This is a genomic window from Brevibacterium antiquum (assembly GCF_016107655.1).
Lineage (GTDB): Bacteria > Actinomycetota > Actinomycetes > Actinomycetales > Brevibacteriaceae > Brevibacterium > Brevibacterium antiquum.
Map to the genome: position 1 here is coordinate 328,430 of NZ_JABASX010000003.1, position 19,887 is coordinate 348,316.

Below are 19,887 nucleotides of genomic sequence, written 5' to 3' on the forward strand. Positions count from 1 at the left end.
GCCCATTATCGCAGAATGCGACGGGGAATGATCCCCGCCGCACTCTGTGTCAGGTGTGAGATATCAGGTGTGAGATCAGCGCTCGCGCTCACCGTCGCGATCACGGGCGGCACGGTTGACTGCCGAGACGACGGCCTTGAGTGAGGCCTTCGTGATGTTCGGGTGAAGTCCGGCACCCCAGACGACACGGTCTTCGACGGCGAGCTCGACGTACGCTGCCGCCATGGTGTCAGCACCGGAGCCGATGGCGTGCTCGGTGTAGTCCTGGAGACGAACGTCGACGTCGAAGTTGTCGATGAGCACCTTCACCAGTGCATCGATGGGACCTTTGCCGCGTCCTTCGTAGGTGCGCTCTTGGCCGTCGACGATGAGGTCGACCTCGACGCGCTCCGAGGCGCCCGAGTCATCAACCGTGCCGGAGTCGGTGCGGAGGCCCACGATCTGGAACCGGCCCCAGGCATTGTCCGGATCATCGCTGGGCAGGTACTCGTGGTTGAAGATACGGCGGATCTCCTCGGCCGATACCTCTCCTCCGCCTTCTGTGTGCTGCTGGACGGCGCGGGAGAATTCGACCTGCATGCGTCGAGGCAGATCCAGACCGTACTCGCTCTTGAGCAGGTAGGTGACGCCGCCCTTTCCCGACTGCGAGTTCACGCGGATGATCGCTTCGTAGGAGCGGCCCAGATCTTTGGGGTCGACCGGCAGGTAGGGCATGTCCCATTCCATCAGGTCCACAGGCACGCCCTGCTCGTTGGCCTTCTTCTCACGGTCGGCGAACGCCTTGTTGATCGCGTCCTGGTGCGAGCCGGAGAACGAGGTGAAGACGAGGTCGCCACCGTAGGGGTGACGTTCGTGGACGCCGATCTGGTTGCATTCGGTGACGGTGTGGATGACTTCGTCGATGTCGGAGAAGTCCAGCTCGGGGTCGACGCCCTGGGTGTAGAGGTTGAGCGCAACGGTGACGAGGTCGAGGTTTCCGGTCCGTTCGCCGTTGCCGAAGAGGCAGCCTTCGATCCTGTCGGCACCTGCCATGATGCCCATCTCAGCTGCCGCCACGCCGGTTCCCCGGTCGTTGTGGGGGTGCAGGGACACGGCCACCTCGTCGCGGTAGGGCATGTTCCGGCAGAACCATTCGATCTGGTCGGCGTAGGTGTTCGGGGTGCCGCGCTCCACCGTGGCCGGCAGGTTGACGACAGTCTCGCGGCCCGCGGCCGGCTGCCACATGTCGAGGACACTGCCGACGATGTCGAGAGCGAATTCGGGTTCGGTGTCGACGAAGATCTCGGGTGAGTACTGGTAGCCGAAGTCTGCGTCGCCGAGGAGTGACTCGGCGTGCTTCATGACCGCCTGGGTGCCACGGGTGGCGATGTCACGAGTCTGGTCGAAACCCTCACCGTCAAAACCGAACACGACCTTGCGGAAGACCGGCGCGGTCGCGTTGTAGAGGTGGACGGTCGGCTTCTGGGCACCGACGAGGGATTCCACCGTCCGTTCGATGAGGTCCTCGCGAGCCTGGGTGAGCACGGAGATGCGCACATCGTCGGGGATAGCGTCCTGCTCGATGATCTCGCGGACGAAATCGAAGTCGACCTGGCTGGCTGCGGGGAATCCGACCTCGATCTCCTTGAAGCCGAGCTTGACCAGGAGGTCGAACATCTTGCGCTTGCGCTCTGGCGTCATCGGATCGATGAGGGCCTGGTTGCCGTCACGCAGATCGGTGCTCAGCCAACGCGGAGCCTTCCGGATCAGCTGATCGGGCCAGGTGCGGTCGCGCATATCGAGAGCAATCCGGTCCTGAAAGGACTTGTACTTGCTGTATGGCATAGGAGTCGGCTTCTGCAGTTTCATGGTTCCTCATTCATTGATCGTGTGCTTCATCAGCATAGGAAAAACTCCGCGACGAGTGTGCTGTCCGATCAGGACTCGTCGCGGCAAGGAAGGAGGAGCAACCTGTGAGCCACACAGTCAACATAGTCGTGGTTGCTCCGTCCATCCCACACCTGTCCAAATCCTAAGACTATGATCCCGATATCGCCGAGATGGTCAGTCGTCGTGTGCCCCTCTGCAGTCGGCAGCACTCCCCCGACAGACCCCTAGTCGAGGAAGTCGACCGAGGCACGCGCCATATTGAAGCCGACACCGGTCTCATCGGACTTGCATGTCATGCCTTCGCGGGTCGATGTGCAGGTCATCCCTTCGGCAGTGATCGATTCGCCGTAGCCGAGCACCCGAGCGGGACCGGAATTTCCGGGGGCCTCTTGGCAGGAGAAGCCGGCACCTTCGTCATTGGCCACCACGACACCTCCCCAGTTGTCCAACTGGCAGTCATCGGGTTCTGCGGGAGGCGTGTAGTCGAAGGCTGAGATGACGCACCGGGTGCGATCGGCATCAATCGTGCAGGCGATGTTGCCGGACGGAGATTTGAAGGATTCGGCAGCGACAGGCGGCTTCGAACTCGAATCGTCGGACTTGGAGCCTGCATCGTCTGAGGGTCCTTGCGAGGACGAGCCGGGCGCGGCGTCGTCCTTGCTCTGCGTCGCGTCCCAGGCGATGTAGCCGACGATGCCGAGGGCGATCACCAGTGCGATCGCAGCCAGGGCCCAGAGCCACCCCGGGACCTTCTTCGTATCGGGTTCACGGCGGTAGGGTCCGCCGGGTCCGGCTGGCCCACCGGGCCCATATCCCCCCGGTCCGTACCCACCAGGTCCACCGGGACCGTAACCGCCGCCGTTGGGACCGGCTGGTCCACCCGGTCCGACGGGTCCCCCTTGACCACCTGGGCCGACACCTGGCCCGTGGCCGCCGCCTGCCGGTCCGGGACCACCGTGTCCTGCGTAGGCGGCTGCCGCATGTGGGGCGTAGGGTGATGCGCCGTTGGGCACGTGCGACTCGTTTCCGGGGTACTCGGGGGGATGCGGTTGAGGAGCGGGCTGTCCGGGCGCACCGAAGTCGGCGCCCCAGGGTTCGGGATTCGGAGGCTGGCCGCCCGAGGCACCCTGTGGATTCCACTGCTTCGGTGCGGAGGCGGCCTCCGCCTCGGCGATGTCCTCGGACCTCGCCTTCCGTGGTGTCGGGCCGCTGAGCGCGGATTCTTCATTCTCGGCGGCGGCGAGTTGGCGCAGCTCGTCGAGGCTGAGTATCTCGGTGGCATCGGCTCCGTCGGAGGACACCATCGACCGGAGTCTGGCCAGCTCGTCAGCGCTGAGGGCTTGGGTCGAGCCATCCGCGGCCGGGGATTTGTCCTGGCCGATGAACAACTGAGTGGTGATCGAATCCGGAGACTCCTCCGCCGGTTTCCGACGCCCGGGGCGCGGAGGGTGGTTCGGCACAGGTGGAATGCTCATAGGCTCATTTTCGCATAGTCACTACCGCGGTGTTCTCAAGGTTCGTGAGATGATGACCTCATGTTCAGTGGTGGAACCCGGGCCGGGACCAGCCTGACGGTCGCTGTTCTGGCCCTGACGCTGTCGTCATGCGGGACACCGACCGACAGCGAGGATGATGATGGTGCGTCCGCTCATTCCGCGATGGTCGCCGCGCCCGCCCAGCAGAACGACCTCGGTGATTTCGCCGCCCCCGCGCAGATGACCCCACCCGGAGCAGAAACCGCAGAGACAGCAGGTCCGGCCCACTCCGTTCAGGTCCCCGGACTGGGCCCGGAGACGGCCGCACAGATTCCCGCAGAGACCTCACAGGTCCTCGTTGCCAGCGGGCCGGATGCGAATTCCGATTCCGGGCAGCTGAGCTTCTACACCTTCGATGACGGGCAGTGGAAGAAGCGCAAGACCTTTGACATCCACAATGGGAAGAAGGGCTGGCTGGCCGATCGACGGGAGGGCGACAAGACATCACCGGTCGGAGTCTTCACTCTCAGCGATGCAGGCGGGTACAAACAGGACCCGGGGACGGCGCTTCCCTACACCCAGGATGAACGACTCCCCTCCTCGGCGACGGTGGCCTACGGTCCCGAGTACGAGCGGGTCTTCGACTACATCATCGCAATCGACTACAACCGCGTTCCGGGCACCCCGCCCACCGACAGGACTCGTCCACTGGGATGGGACAAGGGCGGCGGCATCTGGCTGCACCTCGATCATGATTCCGGGACGAACGGCTGTGTGACGCTCAAGGAGAAGGACCTCAAATGGATCCTTGGGACCATCGACCCCGATGCCCACCCGCACATCGCCATGGGACCTGAGTCCCAGCTGCAGAAGTAGAGGCACCGGGATGCGAAAGCTCATCATCTCCCTCGTACAGACGATCAACGGAGCGTATGCCCTGGACGGCTGGTCGACAGGCGTGTCTACGAAGGCCGACTTCAACTACTTCATAGCCCTGCGCAGACAGGCAGGCGCCATCATCATCGACCGCCGGACCGCGCTCAATCCCGCACTGCCGGTCATCAACGCACCGGGCAAAGCCCTCGAACACACCCCCGTACATGTCCTGACCGAATCGGACCCGGACGAACTGAGCAGGCAGCTCGCCGAGGCCGGCCTCGACTACCGAGCTCAGCACTTCACTCCCGACACTGCCGCCCAGGTGCTCGAAGCCGTCGAGTCCACGAGCGAGACCCTGGTGTGCGAGTCCGGGCCGAACCTGGCCTACCGGCTGCTCGATGCCGTCCCGGGTGCCGAACTGCACCTGAGTCTGAGCCCGCTCTACTCTCACAGCGCCGGCAGCCACTTCTCCCAACTCGAGGCCACCCTCAGGTTGCGAGTCATCGATGTGCGAACCGTCGATGACCAGGTCTTCATCCGCTATGCCAAGGCCTGAGTAGAAGGCAGGGCCTGAGCAGAGACCAGGGCCTGAGCACAGGTCAAGACCTGGCCTAGACACCCAGCTGAGTGCTGATCTCGTGCTCATCTGGTCGAGTCAGTACCGCGCTGACTGCTTCTGCGACCTGGGGAAGACTGATCGTCTCCACTCCCCCGCGCAGATCGTTACGGTCATCACCGCCGATGGGTGCCATGACCTTGAGCTCGCGATAGTCCACGGAGTCCGTCTCGGCCTCGGCCACCCTGATGAGCATCTCTTGGGCGGCGCCGAAGACGCTGATCGCTCCAGACCCGACACAGGCCTCAACGCTGGCCACACCGTTGAGGGCCAGATGCCGGACATGGGCACTTCCGGCCGCCTCGGCGAGCGCCTCTGCTTCCTCGGCGAGCGCCTCTGACACGGCACAGGCTGCGAAATGACCACGCAGGTATGAGGAGTAGTCCTCATCGAAGGAGACGATCCCGCGAGCGATCATCGAAATGTCCACGTACCACCCGCCGACCGCAGCGATGACCGCGTCGACCGATGACGCGTCCAATCGGTGGAGCTCGTCGATGACGGCCTGGGGTCGATCCACCCAATCGGGGACGACGACGGGTTCATAGGCAGTCGTGCTCTCCGGCTGTGACCGGACGATGCCGGTGATGCGATGGTCAGCGGACAGGTACTGGGCCAGGCCTGTGGCGACGTGGCCGGAGGCTCCGAAGATGAGGATGTGCATGCCCCGAGTCTATTTGCTGAAGCCACAGCTGCTCCGATGGCTCCACCAGCGCCGAGGAGCGCGGCGCCGGGCGCGATAGGGTTCTGTCACGACCGCTGCCCCTCAGTCGAAGGACCTCATGGCCGATCAGCATGAACTCACACGGCTCGAACAGCTCCTCGACCGATTCGCCAATCGGCATCTCTCACAGATACCGGACGGGGTGCGGGAGTTCCTCGTCTTCGGGATCAAACAGGCGTGGGCCTGCCTGTTCGGAGCCCTCATGCTGCTCGCGATCATTCTCACCACGTGGTGGTACCCGGACGATGCGGGCCTGGCCCGCAATGACGTCCTCGTGATCCTGGCAGTCCTGATCCAGGCGGTGATGCTCCTTCTACGTCTGGAGACCGGGCGCGAGCTCTGGGTCATCGTTCTGTTCCACATCGTCGGCACCGGAATGGAGATCTTCAAGACATCGATGGGCTCGTGGAACTATGCGGCCGGAGGTGTCCTCCACATCGCGGCTGTGCCCCTGTTCACGGGCTTCATGTACGCGGCCGTCGGCTCCTACATCGTGCGCGTCTATCGTCTCTTCGACCTGCGGTTCAGTTCTTACCCGCCGAGGTGGATCACCGCGGTCATCGCCGCCGCGATCTACCTCAACTTCTTCACCCACCACTACATAGTCGATGTGCGTCTCTTCCTCGTCCTTGCTGTCGGGGTGGTGTTCTTCCGGTGTCGGATGCACTTCCACGTGCACAAGCTGACTCTGCGCATGCCGGTCCTCTTTGCGTTCGTGCTGGTGGCGTTCTTCATCTGGATCGCTGAGAACATCGGCACCGTCACCGGCGCGTGGCTCTACCCCTCCCAGATCGACGGTTGGCAGATGGTGCCGGTGACCAAACTGGTGGCGTGGTTCCTGCTGATGATGATCTCCGTCGTCCTCGTCACCTTCGTCTACCCTCCCAAACCGCCTGATAAGGCCAGGTCAGCTGATATTCTGAGCTGAAACTCAGACTCGGTCGAAGGAGACATATGGCAGACGCGGATTCAGAGGATTCCAGTGCCCTGGTCGAAGCCGTCCGGCCGCCGTCCGGCGTGCATCGCTTTGTGGGCGCGAAGGTCCTCATCCGCATCCTCGCGGCCGTCCTCGTTCTGCTGCTCGTCCTGACCCTGCTCGGTGTCTTCCTCGTCCAACGGTCCTATCCCACCACGGACGGCGACATCTCACTGTCGGGCCTGGACGCCGAGGTCAGCGTCACCCGCGATGAATCGGGTGTCCCGACCATTGAGGCCAGCAACTCCCACGACCTCTTCATGGCTCAGGGCTTCGTCCACGCCCAGGATCGGTTCTGGGAGATGGACTTCCGCAGGCATGTCACCTCGGGCCGGCTCTCGGAACTCTTCGGCGAGTCACAGTTCGGCACCGACAAGTTCATTCGCACATTGGGCTGGAGGAAGGTCGCCGAGGCGGAGGTCGCGGCACTCGATGACAAGACACGCGCGTACTACGAGGCCTATGCCGAGGGCGTGAACGCCTACCTGCGCGACAAGTCCCCCACCGAGGTGTCCCTCGAGTACGGCATCGTCGGTCTTCAGGCCGGTGGCGTCGAGATCGAGGAATGGACTCCGGTCGACAGTGTCTCCTGGCTCAAGGCCATGGCCTGGGACCTGCGCTCGAATGTCGAGGACGAGATCGACCGAGCAATCAGCCAGACCGCGCTCGATGATGAGCAGATGGCCGATGTCTATCCCGACTACCCCTATGACACCCGCCCGACGATCATCGGCGGCAATGCCGGCGCCAAAGCCCGTGACGAAGACGAAGCGCGTGACCAAGACGAAGCAAGTGACGAGGGCCAAGCACGTGCCGGGGGCGAGGTGACTGCTGCGGACACACAGCAATCGGGACACGGCGGAGGGACCGAGACTCCCAGCAGCCTCGGCGAGCTCAAGGAGCACCTGAAGTCGCTGCCGGTGCTCCTGGGAGTCAACAGTCATGACATCGGGTCGAACTCGTGGGTGGTCTCCGGTGAGCACACCGCCACCGGTGCCCCGCTGCTGGCCAATGATCCGCACCTGTCTCCCGCCATGCCTTCCGTGTGGCATCAGATCGGACTGCGCTGCACCGAAATCACGCCCGAATGCCCCTTCGACGTGTCCGGCTTCTCCTTCTCGGGGCTGCCCGGCGTCGTCATCGGCCACAACCAGAGCATCGCTTGGGGACTGACGAATCTGGGGCCCGACGTCGCCGACCTCGTGGTCGAGAAGGTCCGCGACGGCGAAGTCGTCCGTGATTCTGGGGACGAACCCGTGACCACACGCAAGGAGACCGTGAAGATCGCGAAACAGGAACCTCGCGAGATCACGATCCGCTCAACGAGCAACGGCCCTCTCATCTCGGATCTCGATGGAACCTATCGCAATGTGCTCGATGCCTCGACCGGGGCGAACACCGCAGACACGAAATCAGGTCCAGCCGGCGAGCACTACCAGCTGGCGCTGCAGTGGACGGCCCTGGAACCGGGCAACACAGCCTCGGCGATCTTCGGGCTCAATGCGGCGACGAACTGGAGCGAATTCCGGCAGGCCGCCTCGCTCTTCGACGTCCCCTCCCAGAACCTCATCTACGCGGATACCAAAGGCAACATCGGCTATCAGGTGCCGGGGAGGATCCCCAAACGCGGCGAGGGCGACGGCATGCTGCCACGGCACGGTTGGAAGACCGACGAAGATTGGCAGGGATACCTCGACTTCGAGGATCTGCCGAGTCTGTACAACCCCGAACGTGGCTGGATCGTGACGGCGAACAATCCTGTCACCCCTCCAGGAGGGTCGGTCCAGTTGAGCAATGACTTCGACGATGGAGACCGGGCGCGGCGGATCACTAAGCTGCTGCAGGACACGATCGCCCAGGGGGACGTCACGATGGGCGACATGTCTCGCGTTCAGGGTGATGACCTCAATCCCCTTGCACTGACCCTGATCCCGCTGCTGGAAGAGATCGATGCCGGCGTGGGCACCGACATCGCCGAAGCTCAGGAGCTGCTCTCGGACTGGGATGGCCGCGATGATGCCAACAGTGCCGCTGCAGCGTATTTCAATGTGCTCTCGAAGACGATCCTCGACGAAGTGTTCGCTCCGAAGCTGCCTGATGCTGTGCCTCCGGCCGGCGGATCACGCTGGTATCTCATCATCAAGAACCAGCTGAAGGATCCGGACTCCGAGTGGTGGGCCGACGACGAGGTCGAGAATCGGGACGAAGCGCTGGCTCGGGCCATGGATTCTGCGTGGAAGACGACCGAGGATCTGCTCGGCTCCGAACCCGTGACCTGGCGGTGGGGCATCCTGCACAGGCTGACCATCCGCAACGCCAGCCTCGGCGAATCAGGGATCAAACCCATTGAGCGGCTGTTCAATCGAGGCCCCTACGAGGTCTCGGGCGGGTCCGGAGAAGTCAATGCCACGGGCTGGGACGCCTCGGTGGGCTTCGAGACGAACTGGGTGCCCTCGATGCGACAGATCGTTGACCTCAAGGACTTCAACCACTCCCGGTGGATCAACCTCACGGGGGCCTCGGGCCATGCCTTCCACCCGCACTATGCAGATCAGACCGAGGACTGGGCAGCCGGCGCAACCCGGCCCTGGCCGTACACACCCGATGCGCTGGACCGGCACACCGAGGATTCGCTGGTACTTCGGCCCTGAGCGAGGAGCGAGACGGTCAGGCCCTGGGCAGGATCTTCGCCTCGAGGAAGTTCGCCACATCGTCTTCCCAGCGGACCGGGTCGATGTTCCATTCCTTGGTGTGGCGGGCCTTGTCGTAGACGGGCATCGTCACGAGGTCGCGACGCACGGACGCCAGCGCGTGAGACGGCGAAGACGGCACGAATTCGTCGTCGTCTGAGTGGATGAGCAGGACCGGAACGTCGAGTTCCGCAGCGCGTGTCACCCAGTCCAGCCTGCCCAGATCCAAAGGCGTCTGCAGTCCGGTGATCGGTCGCGCCCACGGTTGGGTGATCATCTCCAGCGTGAGTTTGGCGATGGGCGTCGGAAGCATATTGCGTCGAGCCTGGCCGTCGAGGACATTCACCCAGTCGACGACGGGACCATCGAGGACGAGAGCCTTCACATACCGTCTGTTCCGACCACGGGAGGCGGCCTGCAAGGCGATGGCCCCACCCATCGACCAGCCGAAGAGGACAACGTCGCGGGCGCCCTGTGACACGGCGAAGTCGATCGCGGCGTCCACGTCGATCCATTCGGTGTCGCCGAGGCCGTAGCGGGAGGTGGTCTCGACCCTGACCTCGGCGTCGCTGCGGTAGGACATGGCGATCGCCGGGACGCCCAGCGTATTGAGGATCGGGGCGGCTCGCAGGCCTTCGGCTCGGGTGCTGGCGCGGCCGTGGACGAGGATCGCCCAGGTGTCATGAGGTTCGGGATGGTCTGTGGGCAGCAGCCAGGCAGGCAGTCTTCCCGCGTCGGATTCGATCTCGATGTCCTCGGCGTTGACTCCTGCAGCCACGGGCTCCGGGTACACGATGCCCGTCCAACGACCGTGAGAGGCACGCTTGATGTCTCCACGGGTGACCGAGAGGATCTCTCGGGAGACGGTTCTCGACCGCGGGTCATACTCGACGATGTCACCGATCACGGCATGGCCGGCGCCCTGGTTGAAGTAGAGGCCATAGGTGCCTCGCACCGTCGTCTCTTCATCGGCGGGCAGATGGATGCGCATATTGGGCGGGAATCCGTCGATGTGGAGAATCTCGAGTTCTTCCGGCGCGTTTTCGGGAACCACGATCTTTCGCGCGAAATAGACGGCCAGCCCCGAGGACGCCACCGAGATCACGGCGCCGATCCCAGCACCGACACCCACCGAAGCCAGAAGCAGGCGAGTCGGGAATTTAGTGTCGCGAACCATGAATACCTCCTGACTTCATTGTCACCCAAGGAATGAGAAGTCTCCAAACGCTGTTGTGCAGGTGAGAGGGCTCTCAGAGCCAGCTCGCTGCTCCATCAGCCATCGCCGGAGAAGGACTCCTGCGTGTCCGGCAGCAGTGGGACAATGGACTCCAACAGATATCGACAAGCACCGGAGGTCGCGATGAGTCAGTCGCCGAACGTCAATACAGAAGACAATCCCGAGGAGATCCGCTGGCAGGATGTACTCACTCCTGATGAATTCGCGGTGCTGCGCGAAGGCGGCACGGAGCGTCCGTTCACCGGCGAATACGTCGACACGACCAGCGTCGGAATGTACCAGTGCCGTGCCTGTGGCGCAGACCTGTTCCCCTCCGATACCAAGTTCTCCTCACACTGCGGTTGGCCCTCGTTCTACGCTCCCCTGGCCGAGGATCGGGTCCGCTACCTCCGCGATTCGTCCATGGGCATGGAGCGCGTCGAGGTCCGGTGCGCGAACTGCGATTCGCACATGGGCCACCTCTTCGAGGGAGAAGGCTACGACACCCCCACCGACCTGCGGTACTGCCTGAACTCGATCTCACTGCGCCTCGTCGACGGTCAGGAATGAACGAAGAATCACCGCTCGTCATCAAGTCCTTCGACGAGCTGACGCTTACTGAGCTCTACGGGATCGTCCAGCTGCGGTCCCAGGTCTTCGTCGTCGAGCAGAACTGCATCTTCCTCGATCAGGACGGAGTCGACACGTTGCCGCAGACTCTGCACGCTTTCTACCCCGATGACGCCAGGACCATGCAGGACAGCCACGGCGCCGAGGTGGGCCGCAGTCTTGCTCCCAGGGCCTACGCCCGCATCCTCCCGCCCGATCTTCCCGACGGCCCGGCCTTTGAGCCGGGAGCCCGCAGCATCAGTCGGGTCGTGACAAACCCGCATGTGCGCGGCCAAGGCTGGAGTCGACGGCTGATCGGCGAGCTCGTTGCCGGCCACAGTCACCGACTGCTGACGCTCAACGCCCAATCTCACCTCGAGGGGTTCTACGAGAGCTTCGGATTCAGCCCGAATGGTCCGCGGTTCCTCGAGGACGGGATCGAGCACACCCCGATGTCACGCCCGGCGGATGCTTCATCCGCCTAAAGGCTTCCGCGCGCCTGGGCTGTCCCGGACTACCCGGGGTGTCGAGGCGGAAAATGGACCGAGGGCTCCCGCGGCGGTTCAATCGACTGCATGAGCTGCGTCGGCCGCGGCGATGATCTTCGTCATAGTGGAGTGAAGTTCGCGCAGCTCTGTTTCACTCATATCGAGTTTGGTCATCATCTGCCCAGGAATCGCCTCAGCCGTCGCGCGCAGCTTCGCACCCGTGTCGGTCAGTGAGACTTCGACGACTCTTTCGTCGTGGCTGCTGCGTCGCTTCTCCACGTAGTCCAGTGCTTCGAGACGTTTGATCAGCGGCGACACCGTTGCAGCTTCGAGGCGAAGCAGCTCGGCAATCCTCCTCACAGGCAACATCTCATGGTGCCACAGAGCCAACATGACCAGGTACTGCGGATGGGTGAGGTGAATCGGTTCAAGCACCGAACGGTAGGCGGAGATCACTCCGCGCGAGGCGACAGCCAGGGCAAAGCAGACCTGACTCTCCAGAGCCAGAGGGTCGTGGGTGGTCGACATCGCTTCTCATCCTCCCGAGGAGACATATCATTTAGTTAGCGTGCTAATGATTAGCGTACAATGGATTCATCAGGTTCGCTTCAAGAGGGCCGCAGCTCGGCTCTGAGACTTCGAATGGACTCGCATGTCAGACTCACACGATCCCCAGCGACGCGTTGCGTGGCTCAATCGCTTCTTCCGCAAGATCGTCGGGCCTGCCCAAGTCGACAATTCCCGCCCCGGCGGCTACTACGAGGACGAGCACCTGCGACACGAACGACTCGATGCGATGGGTCTGGAGATGCGCACGGACGCCAATGGACACTCGTACGTGGTGGAGAAGAAGCAGCCTGAGTGATTGAGGCCTTTTCCCTGATCAACCTTCTGCCCTAATCAGGCTCCATCATGGTCTCGCGCCGCCTCAGGACAGCAGTCGGGGCCGCAGCGAGGCTTTGCGCCCTGCCGCGACCCCGAAGCGGCACTTCGAAGAGGCCGGTGAGAATCAGCGCCAGTCGCTGATGATATCGACGAGTTCACGGAGCGGTCCGGTGTAGAACGGAACCTCCTCGCGCACGTGAAGACGAGCCTCGGTGTTGCGAAGATCGCGCATGAGGTCGACGATGCGGTGCAGTTCCGGGGCTTCGAAGGCCAACAGCCATTCGTAGTCGCCGAGGGCGAAGGAGGCGATCGTGTTGGCCTTGATGTCCTTGTAGCCCGCGGCGGCCATGCCATGATCGCGCAGCATCGTGGAGCGCTCTGCGGGATCGAGGAGATACCAGTCGTAGGACCGAACGAAGGGGTAGACACAGATGTACCTGCCCGGTTCGTCATCGGTCAGCAGCGCTGGCAGGTGTGCCTTGTTGAATTCGGCCGGGCGGTGCAGGCCCACAACCGACCAGACCGGTTCGAGGACTCCGCCCAACATGCTGCGACGCACTGCCGAGTAGGCGGCCTGGACGAGTTCGATGGTCGGTGCATGCCACCAGAACATCACATCTGCATCCGCGCGCAGAGCAGAGACATCGTAGATTCCGCGGACGACGAGGCCCTGGTCCTTCAATGGGGCGAGTGCTTCGTGGACCTCGTCGGCGAGTTCGGCACGGTCGGCATCGCCGAGTTCGCCCGCCGAGGCGAAAACCGAGTACGCGATATAGCGCGTCTCATTGTTCGCCTGTTCGATCTGCTCGTCCGTGGGCTTCGAGTATTCGCTCATTCCTGCTCCTTCTGCTGTGTGTGTCCGTCTTCTGTGTGCGTCAGTGCTGAGAGAGTGATTCTCCGGGCAACCGTCTCGGCCCGGTCGATGCAGGCGGGGATGCCCACACCGAAGTATGCCGAACCTGCCAATTCGAGGCCGGCGATTCCGGCGATCTCCGCATCGATTCTCGCCACTGTTTCGGCGTGGCCCGGCAGATACTGCGGCAGAGCACGTTCCCAGCGGTGCGCCTCGGCCGCGATGAGCCGATCTGATCGGCGATCGGCGATGGACTGCCAATCCGCGTAGGCGCGTGCGATGAGCTCATCATCCTCGCAATCCTGCCAGCCCCCCGGCCCGTCCCCGTATCGCCCGATGCTCATCCGGATCAAGGCGGTGCCCTCAGGAATGCGCTCACGCATCCAGGGCCATTTGTTCGACACGAATGTCGAGGCCTTGATGAATGAGCTCTCTGTCGGTGGGACGAGGAATCCGGATCCCTCGAGCCCACGGTCTCCGACCTCGACGAGGGCCGGGATCAGAGCGGTCGAAGCGTAGGGCACGGATGCGAGCATCGAAGCGGACTCAGGGGCCACCTCGGCGAGGAGATCCTTCGTCACATGCGCCGGGGTGGCCAGTACAACCGCATCGCAATCGACGACGAAGTCCTCGGTCGCCACCGCCCATCGGTCCCCCTCGTCCTGAACGGACGTCACCTGTGTGCCGGTGTGGATGGTGCCGCCGAGTTCGCGGATGTGCTGCTCGAGCGCCGGGACAAGGCGGTTGATCCCACCGACGAGACTCATGAACACCGGCTGCGGGCCCGTGCCCTCCGCGGACTGTGCGTCACGGGCAGCGAGCAGGCTCTGAACGAGCTCGAGCACCGAAGTCCCTTCGCGGGCTGCCGGCAGCAGAGCGGGCACCGTCGACGCCAGCGATAGGTCACGGCACCGTCCTGCATAGACTCCCCCGAGCAGCGGGTCGACGAGCGTGTCGACGAGATCGGCGCCGAGGCGTTCCGTCAGGAAGTCCCCCAACGACACGTCCGAACCCGCGATCGGGTCCGTGATGACCTCATGAGCGACTCGGTCACTGACGTCTTCGCCGAGGAGGTCCCTGACCTCGGCCGCGTTGCCAGGCACTCCCATGACGGTGCGTTTGGGAATCGGGTGGAGGCGTCCCTTCGACAGGACGCGGGAGCTGTGCGCCGTTGACGGGAATTCGACGTCCAATCCGAGTTCAGCGGCGAGGTCCTTCGTCTCCGGACGCCGGTACAGGCTGGCTTCGGCCCCGGTGTCGAGGCCCACCGGCACTGCCCCGGCCAAAGTCGTCGAGTGCAGACACCCGCCAAGGCGCGCATCGGCCTCGAGGAGGGTGATCTGATGGTCGGGCGCCAGACGATAGGCGGTGACGAGCCCGGAGATGCCTCCTCCGACGATCGTGATGTGACTCATGGCCTCAGCCCCGTGCGGACAGGATCTCTGCGGAGACGCGGTGGACTTCGGCCACGATCCGTCCTGGCACTTCCGGGTCGGTGTCGGGGAGGACTCCGTGGCCGAGGTTGAAGACGAATCCTGCCTCATGCTCGAGTCCCTGCCTGACGATCTCCTCGATGCGCGGGGCCAATGCTTCCCAGGGGGCGAAGAGCAGTGCCGGATCGAGGTTGCCCTGCAATGGTTGGCCCGGCTGCACCCGTGTCGAGGCATCGGTCAGGTCGACGCGGAAGTCGACGCCGACTGCTGTGGAGCCTGCTCGTGACATGGAGCTCAGGAGTTCACCTGTCTGAACACCGAAGTGGATGCTCGGCACCTCATGGTGGCGCAGCGATTCGAAGACCGCGCTGGAGTGTTCAAGTACGTGGGCTTCGTAATCACGTCGGGACAGGTATCCGGCCCAGGAGTCGAAGAGCTGGAACGCGGAGGCTCCGGCGCCCAGCTGTACATCAAGGAATGTCGAGGAGATCCGAGCGAGCTTGCTCAGCAGAAGGGAGAAGGTCTCGGGGTCTGCGGCCATGAGGGATTTGGTCTTCTCATGGTTCTTGCTCGGTCCACCCTCGATGAGGTAGCTGGCCAGTGTGAAGGGGGCACCGGCGAAGCCGATGAGTGGAGTCTGCCCTGCCAGTTCTTCGACGATCCGGCCGATGGATTCCGCGATGTCTGGGATCTGATCGGGTTCAAGCTCTGCCAGTGCTTCGACATCGGAGCGACTGCGGATCGGGCTTGCGATCACGGGCCCTGTGCCGGGGACGATCTCCACGTCGACGCCGGCCGCCTGCAGCGGGACCACGATGTCGGAGAAGAAGATGGCGGCGTCGACACCGTGCCTGCGCACCGGCTGCAGGGTGATCTCTGAGACGAGGTCCGGGGTGCGGCAGGCACCGAGCATCGCGGTACCTGCTCGCAGCTCGCGATATTCGGGAAGTGATCGGCCGGCCTGCCGCATGAACCAGACCGGGGTGTGCGCAATCTGCTCTCCGCGCAGGGCGGGCAACAAGGTTGAAGTCATGCCCCCATCCTCCCATCTCGGGCGGATGGATGCCCATCGGATTCCGGTTTCAAGACGCTGCGTCTTGATCGCAGGTGCGGGTGAAAACTCTTGGTCCCATCACGGCGTGGACGATTCACCTCTACCGTGGCCTGATCTATCGTGACAAGTGTGGTCAACACCTCACCTCTCAATCGCATTCCGTCGGAGTTCTCCGCCGTGACCTCGGTTCTGCGCGAAGCGCGGAACACGAACAATGTCTCGATCTCTGAAATACCGGCGCCGGCTCGCTTGGCGCCGTATTCCTACGCTCTGGGTGCCGAGGTCAGTGCCGATGAGACCTTTCTTCGCGCCAGTGGTGAAACGATCGACGAATTGGCTACGGGCCGCATCGTCGTCCTCTATGATCCCAGCTCCCCTGAGGAGTGGGAGGGCCAGTTCCGTGTCGTGTCCTACATCCGCGCCGAGCTCGAGCACGAACTCGGCAATGAGACGATGCTCGGTCCTGTGGCCTGGACTTGGCTCGAAGAGGCCCTCGAAGCAAATGACTGCGAGGTCGTCGCCGCCGGGGGCACGACGACCCGTGTCCTCTCTGAGAGCTTCGGCACTCTTGCCGACCGGTCGTCCACGATAGACTTGGAGCTGCGCGCTTCATGGACCCCCGTGATCGCGGAGCCGGAACTGATCGGCGATCACTTCGAAGCCTGGATAGATCTGCTGTGCACAGTTGCCGGACTGCCACCGCTTCCTGAAGGAGTTTCAGCCCTGCCCGGGCGACGTCGATGACAACCGAACTACCGCTCTTGGCCACACCCGCTCATGGCGTTCCGCCGCTCGTCGACTCCGAGGCAGAATTCTCCGCGGCCTGTGACGAGCTCGCACACGGATCCGGCCCCATCGCCATCGATGCCGAACGCGCATCGGGCATCAGATACGGCCAGCGCGCATTCCTGGTTCAGCTGCGACGCGCGAATGCAGGAACCTTCCTGCTCGATTCGGAAGTGCTTGCCGACCTCAGCCCCCTCAACTCGGCCTTCGGCGCAGATGAATGGGTCATTCACTCAGTGACTCAGGATCTGCCCTGCCTGCAGGAGCGCGGCATGCGGCCGGAGGCGCTCTTCGACACTGAACTCGCTGCCCGCATGCTCGGATGGGACAAGTTCGGTCTGGCAGCCGTGGCGGAGCGGACTCTCGGTGTTCGCTTGGCCAAAGAGCATTCTGCTGCCGACTGGTCGAAGCGACCACTTCCGACGGAGTGGCTCAACTACGCCGCCCTCGACGTCGAGGTTCTGCTGCCCATCCGCGACATCCTCCGCGAAGCGCTCATCGATGCCGACAAGTGGGAGTTCGCTTCGCAGGAGTTCGAACACCTCCTTGATTTCGAGCCCAAACACTACGCTGAGCCTTGGCGCCGAACGCACGGATTGACCAAACTCAAGTCACGCAAGGACATCGCCAAGGTACGGGAGCTGTGGACTGCTCGCGATGAGATGGCGGCCGAGACCGATACCGCTCCCTCGCGTATTCTGCGTGATCGGGACCTGGTCGCCCTCGCTCAGTCCCGGGTGCATTCGAGCGACGACATCATGGCACAGTGGCCCAAACTCTCCCGTGCCGACTCCGGCCGACTCTACCGGGCCTACCGCAAAGCGACCCGTCTGACGGTGGACGAACTGCCGGGGCGAAGAGAAGTCACCGCAGCTCAGTCGCGGACGCCGTTCAGCCACACAGATATCAAGGATCGGGTCTCTGCTCTCAAAGCTGCGATGGCAGAACTGGCCGAAGAGCACGAAATTCCTCACGACGTGCTCTTGCAGCCCGCCATCGTCAAGGCTCTCGGCGCACAATCGGGCGTCGACGTCGAGGAGTTCCTCGTCGAACGCGGGGCCAGGCCATGGCAGGTCGAATTGAGTGCTCCGATGCTCAGAGACTCCATCGAGACCTTGCCTGCAGCCTGAGGTTCTTGCCAGTCAGACGGCCCTGCTAGTCAGACGGCTCTGCGTGATCCTTGCTGGGCCCGATTCCTGACCTCTGACGGCAGAATGTGAACGATCTCGGAGACCATTGTGGCCACGTCGAGTCCTGCATATTCGAGGATCTCGTCGCGGGTGCCCTGCGGCAGGAACTCATCAGGGGCACCGAGTTCGAGGACACCGACCCGCGAGTCAGCCGCCCGCAGGTCGCTGCGGATCTGCGAACCGATTCCGCCGACCTTGACGCCGTCCTCGATGACAGCAACCAGGCTGTGCTCAACGGCCATGTCGATGACTCCGCCTGGCACAGGCAGAACCCAACGCGGGTCGACGATCGTTGAGGCGATTCCCTGGTCGGCCAGTTCTTCGGCCACTTCCTGAGCGCGCCCGGCGAACGGACCGACGGAGACGATGAGCACGTCTTTGGAGGAACCTGCTGGGACCTCTCGCAGAACGTCGACGCCGTCATCGAGGCGACGCAGCGCAGGAATATCTGTACCTACGCTTCCACGAGGGAAGCGGATCACGGTCGGTGCGTCCTCGATGGCGACGGCTTCGGCCAGCTCCTCCGTCAGACGCGCGGCGTCACGAGGGGCTGCCAGTTTGAGACCGGGCACGATACGCAGCATCGCCATGTCCCAGATTCCGTGGTGACTGGCGCCGTCCGGTCCGGTGATTCCGGCACGGTCGAGGACGAAGGTGACCCCTTGGCCGTGCAGGGCCACGTCCATGAGCAGCTGGTCGAAGGCGCGGTTGAGGAACGTCGCGTAGATGCACACGACGGGGTGCAGCCCGCCATAGGAGAGTCCCGCGGCGGATGCCACTGCGTGCTGTTCGGCGATGCCGACGTCGAAGACCCGCTCTGGGTATGCCTCGGCGAACTTTGCGAGGCCGACCGGCAGGAGCATCGCCGCTGTGACGGCGACGATGTCCTCGCGCGTCTGTGCGATCCGGAGCACCTCTTGGCCGAAGACGGACGTCCATGAGGTCTGCTTCGACGGTGTCGACTTGCCGGTGAGCGGATCGATCACGCCGACGGAGTGGAACTGATCAGCGTCGTCGTTGAGAGCCGGGTCGTAGCCCTGGCCCTTCTGTGTGATCATGTGCACGATAACGGGTCCGCCGTCGTATTGCTTGGCCCGTTGGAGGGCCTTCTCGACCATCGGCAGGTCGTGTCCGTCGACCGGTCCGAGGTACTTGATGCCGAGTTCGTCGAACATGCCTGCCTGCTCCGCGCTGACCATGTCCTTGAGACCTCGTTTGACCCCGTGGATGGCACTGTAGGCGGCGCGTCCGGGTACGCCCGACTGCCTGAGCGTCGACTTTCCCCAGGACAACAGCTTTTCGTATCCCGAGGTGGTGCGCAGTTCGTCGAGGTGCTCAGCGAACCCGCCGACCGTCGGCGCGTAGGAGCGGCCGTTGTCGTTGACGACGATGATGAGCTTGCGCGGTGGTGTCGATTTGTCAGCCGCAATGGTGTTCAGCGCTTCCCAAGCCATACCGCCGGTGAGTGCTCCGTCTCCGATGACGGCGACGACGTGGCGATCGCTTTCGCCCTTGAGCTGATGCGCCTTGGCGATTCCATCGGCCCAGGACAGAGATGCTGAAGCGTGCGAGTTCTCTATGACGTCATGTTCGCTCTCGGCCCGGCTGGGGTATCCGGAGAGCCCATCACGCTGGCGCAGACTCGAGAAGTCCCCCATACGTCCGGTGAGGAGTTTGTGAACGTAGGTCTGGTGACCGACGTCGAAGAGGATCGTATCGTGCGGAGACTCGAACACGCGATGGAGACCGACAGTGAGTTCGACCACGCCGAGGTTGGGGCCGAGGTGTCCACCTGTTCCGGCGACGGCCGTGACCAGGTAGTCCCTGATCTCCTTCGCCAGAACTTCGCATTCGGCATCGTCGAGCTCACGCAGCTGAGATGGCGAGTTCATCGACTCGAGGAATGTCATTCGGCCTCGCTCCTGAATGCACAATAGTTGGTCTGATACTGCAATTTCCGCTCGAATCATCTTAACGCCTCACGACGCAGAGTTGGTCCACCCGAGGGTGAGGCAGGCACTGATTGTGTCTGGTGACACTCCCCTGGGCGTCCCTTCACAGCTGTCCGACCCCGCGGGGTCTCACGTCCAAACGACAACGAAGGCCGGCGGGTTGAACCCACCGGCCTTCGTCAATCAACGCTG

18 protein-coding genes are annotated in these 19,887 nt (G+C 63.4%); 9 read left to right on the plus strand and 9 right to left on the minus strand.

Going from position 1 to position 19,887, the window contains the following annotated elements:
* Nucleotides 1–75: 75 nt before the first annotated feature.
* Both leuA and JFC13_RS06965 read right to left on the minus strand, forming a co-directional pair.
* Entirely contained in the window at nt 76–1,848 is a 1,773-nt protein-coding gene (leuA, locus tag JFC13_RS06960) for a 2-isopropylmalate synthase (protein ID WP_198396357.1), read from the minus strand.
* 245 nt (nt 1,849–2,093) lie between these two features.
* Nucleotides 2,094–3,344 carry a DUF6636 domain-containing protein gene (locus tag JFC13_RS06965; RefSeq protein WP_198396358.1) on the minus strand — a complete coding sequence of 417 codons (1,251 nt, stop codon included), beginning with the start codon at nt 3,342–3,344 and terminating at the stop codon, nt 2,094–2,096.
* Between the two features lie 60 nt (nt 3,345–3,404).
* Here JFC13_RS06965 and JFC13_RS06970 point away from each other — a divergent pair, with 60 nt between their 5' ends.
* Together JFC13_RS06970 and JFC13_RS06975 are read left to right on the plus strand one after the other, a co-directional pair.
* Nucleotides 3,405–4,220, plus strand: a complete 816-nt coding sequence (locus tag JFC13_RS06970) for a L,D-transpeptidase family protein (protein ID WP_198396359.1) — start codon at nt 3,405–3,407, stop codon at nt 4,218–4,220.
* 10 nt (nt 4,221–4,230) lie between these two features.
* A complete protein-coding gene (locus tag JFC13_RS06975) occupies nt 4,231–4,779 on the plus strand; it encodes a hypothetical protein (RefSeq protein WP_198396360.1) in 549 nt (182 codons plus the stop codon).
* Nucleotides 4,780–4,834: 55 nt separating this feature from the next.
* Here JFC13_RS06975 and JFC13_RS06980 read toward each other — a convergent pair whose 3' ends face one another.
* Nucleotides 4,835–5,503: a Rossmann-fold NAD(P)-binding domain-containing protein gene (locus tag JFC13_RS06980; RefSeq protein ID WP_198396361.1), complete on the minus strand. Its 669-nt coding sequence runs from the start codon at nt 5,501–5,503 to the stop codon at nt 4,835–4,837.
* A gap of 118 nt (nt 5,504–5,621) precedes the next feature.
* Here JFC13_RS06980 and JFC13_RS06985 point away from each other — a divergent pair, with 118 nt between their 5' ends.
* Nucleotides 5,622–6,491, plus strand: coding sequence for a DUF817 domain-containing protein (locus JFC13_RS06985; protein WP_198396362.1), 870 nt, complete (start codon nt 5,622–5,624; stop codon nt 6,489–6,491).
* A 26-nt stretch (nt 6,492–6,517) separates the two neighbouring features.
* Nucleotides 6,518–9,190: a penicillin acylase family protein gene (locus tag JFC13_RS06990; protein WP_198396363.1), complete on the plus strand. Its 2,673-nt coding sequence runs from the start codon at nt 6,518–6,520 to the stop codon at nt 9,188–9,190.
* Nucleotides 9,191–9,206: 16 nt separating this feature from the next.
* Here the strand turns inward: JFC13_RS06990 and JFC13_RS06995 are convergent, their stop codons facing one another.
* Nucleotides 9,207–10,406 (minus strand): alpha/beta hydrolase, encoded by a 1,200-nt coding sequence (locus JFC13_RS06995; RefSeq protein WP_198396364.1) that lies wholly within the window; start codon nt 10,404–10,406, stop codon nt 9,207–9,209.
* A 183-nt stretch (nt 10,407–10,589) separates the two neighbouring features.
* Between JFC13_RS06995 and msrB the strand changes: the two genes are divergently transcribed.
* On the plus strand, nt 10,590–11,015 hold the full coding sequence (gene msrB / locus JFC13_RS07000; RefSeq protein WP_198396365.1) for a peptide-methionine (R)-S-oxide reductase MsrB: 426 nt from the start codon (nt 10,590–10,592) through the stop codon (nt 11,013–11,015).
* Nucleotides 11,012–11,539 carry a GNAT family N-acetyltransferase gene (locus tag JFC13_RS07005; protein ID WP_198396366.1) on the plus strand — a complete coding sequence of 176 codons (528 nt, stop codon included), beginning with the start codon at nt 11,012–11,014 and terminating at the stop codon, nt 11,537–11,539. Before msrB ends, JFC13_RS07005 begins: the two co-directional genes overlap by 4 nt.
* Before the next feature lie 78 nt (nt 11,540–11,617).
* Here JFC13_RS07005 and JFC13_RS07010 read toward each other — a convergent pair whose 3' ends face one another.
* Entirely contained in the window at nt 11,618–12,070 is a 453-nt protein-coding gene (locus JFC13_RS07010; RefSeq protein ID WP_198396367.1) for a MarR family winged helix-turn-helix transcriptional regulator, read from the minus strand.
* Nucleotides 12,071–12,194: 124 nt separating this feature from the next.
* On the opposite strand from JFC13_RS07010, the gene JFC13_RS07015 reads away from it, so the two are divergent.
* On the plus strand, nt 12,195–12,407 hold the full coding sequence (locus JFC13_RS07015) for a hypothetical protein (protein WP_143921870.1): 213 nt from the start codon (nt 12,195–12,197) through the stop codon (nt 12,405–12,407).
* A 144-nt stretch (nt 12,408–12,551) separates the two neighbouring features.
* Here JFC13_RS07015 and hemQ read toward each other — a convergent pair whose 3' ends face one another.
* The 3 genes from hemQ to hemE are packed head-to-tail and all read right to left on the minus strand — an operon-like array spanning nt 12,552 to nt 15,746.
* Nucleotides 12,552–13,262 (minus strand): hydrogen peroxide-dependent heme synthase, encoded by a 711-nt coding sequence (gene hemQ, locus JFC13_RS07020; protein WP_096160777.1) that lies wholly within the window; start codon nt 13,260–13,262, stop codon nt 12,552–12,554.
* Nucleotides 13,259–14,695: a protoporphyrinogen oxidase gene (gene hemG / locus JFC13_RS07025; RefSeq protein ID WP_198396368.1), complete on the minus strand. Its 1,437-nt coding sequence runs from the start codon at nt 14,693–14,695 to the stop codon at nt 13,259–13,261. The genes hemQ and hemG overlap by 4 nt, the downstream gene beginning before the upstream one ends.
* A gap of 4 nt (nt 14,696–14,699) precedes the next feature.
* Nucleotides 14,700–15,746 (minus strand): uroporphyrinogen decarboxylase, encoded by a 1,047-nt coding sequence (hemE, locus tag JFC13_RS07030; protein WP_198396369.1) that lies wholly within the window; start codon nt 15,744–15,746, stop codon nt 14,700–14,702.
* Nucleotides 15,747–15,896: 150 nt separating this feature from the next.
* Between hemE and JFC13_RS07035 the strand changes: the two genes are divergently transcribed.
* Both JFC13_RS07035 and JFC13_RS07040 read left to right on the plus strand, forming a co-directional pair.
* Entirely contained in the window at nt 15,897–16,511 is a 615-nt protein-coding gene (locus JFC13_RS07035; RefSeq protein WP_198396370.1) for a DUF3000 domain-containing protein, read from the plus strand.
* Nucleotides 16,508–17,683 carry an HRDC domain-containing protein gene (locus JFC13_RS07040; protein WP_198396371.1) on the plus strand — a complete coding sequence of 392 codons (1,176 nt, stop codon included), beginning with the start codon at nt 16,508–16,510 and terminating at the stop codon, nt 17,681–17,683. Before JFC13_RS07035 ends, JFC13_RS07040 begins: the two co-directional genes overlap by 4 nt.
* Before the next feature lie 29 nt (nt 17,684–17,712).
* Here JFC13_RS07040 and dxs read toward each other — a convergent pair whose 3' ends face one another.
* Complete coding sequence (gene dxs / locus JFC13_RS07045) at nt 17,713–19,653, minus strand: 1-deoxy-D-xylulose-5-phosphate synthase (RefSeq protein ID WP_198396372.1); 1,941 nt, start codon at nt 19,651–19,653, stop codon at nt 17,713–17,715.
* Between the last annotated feature and the right edge of the window lie 234 nt (nt 19,654–19,887).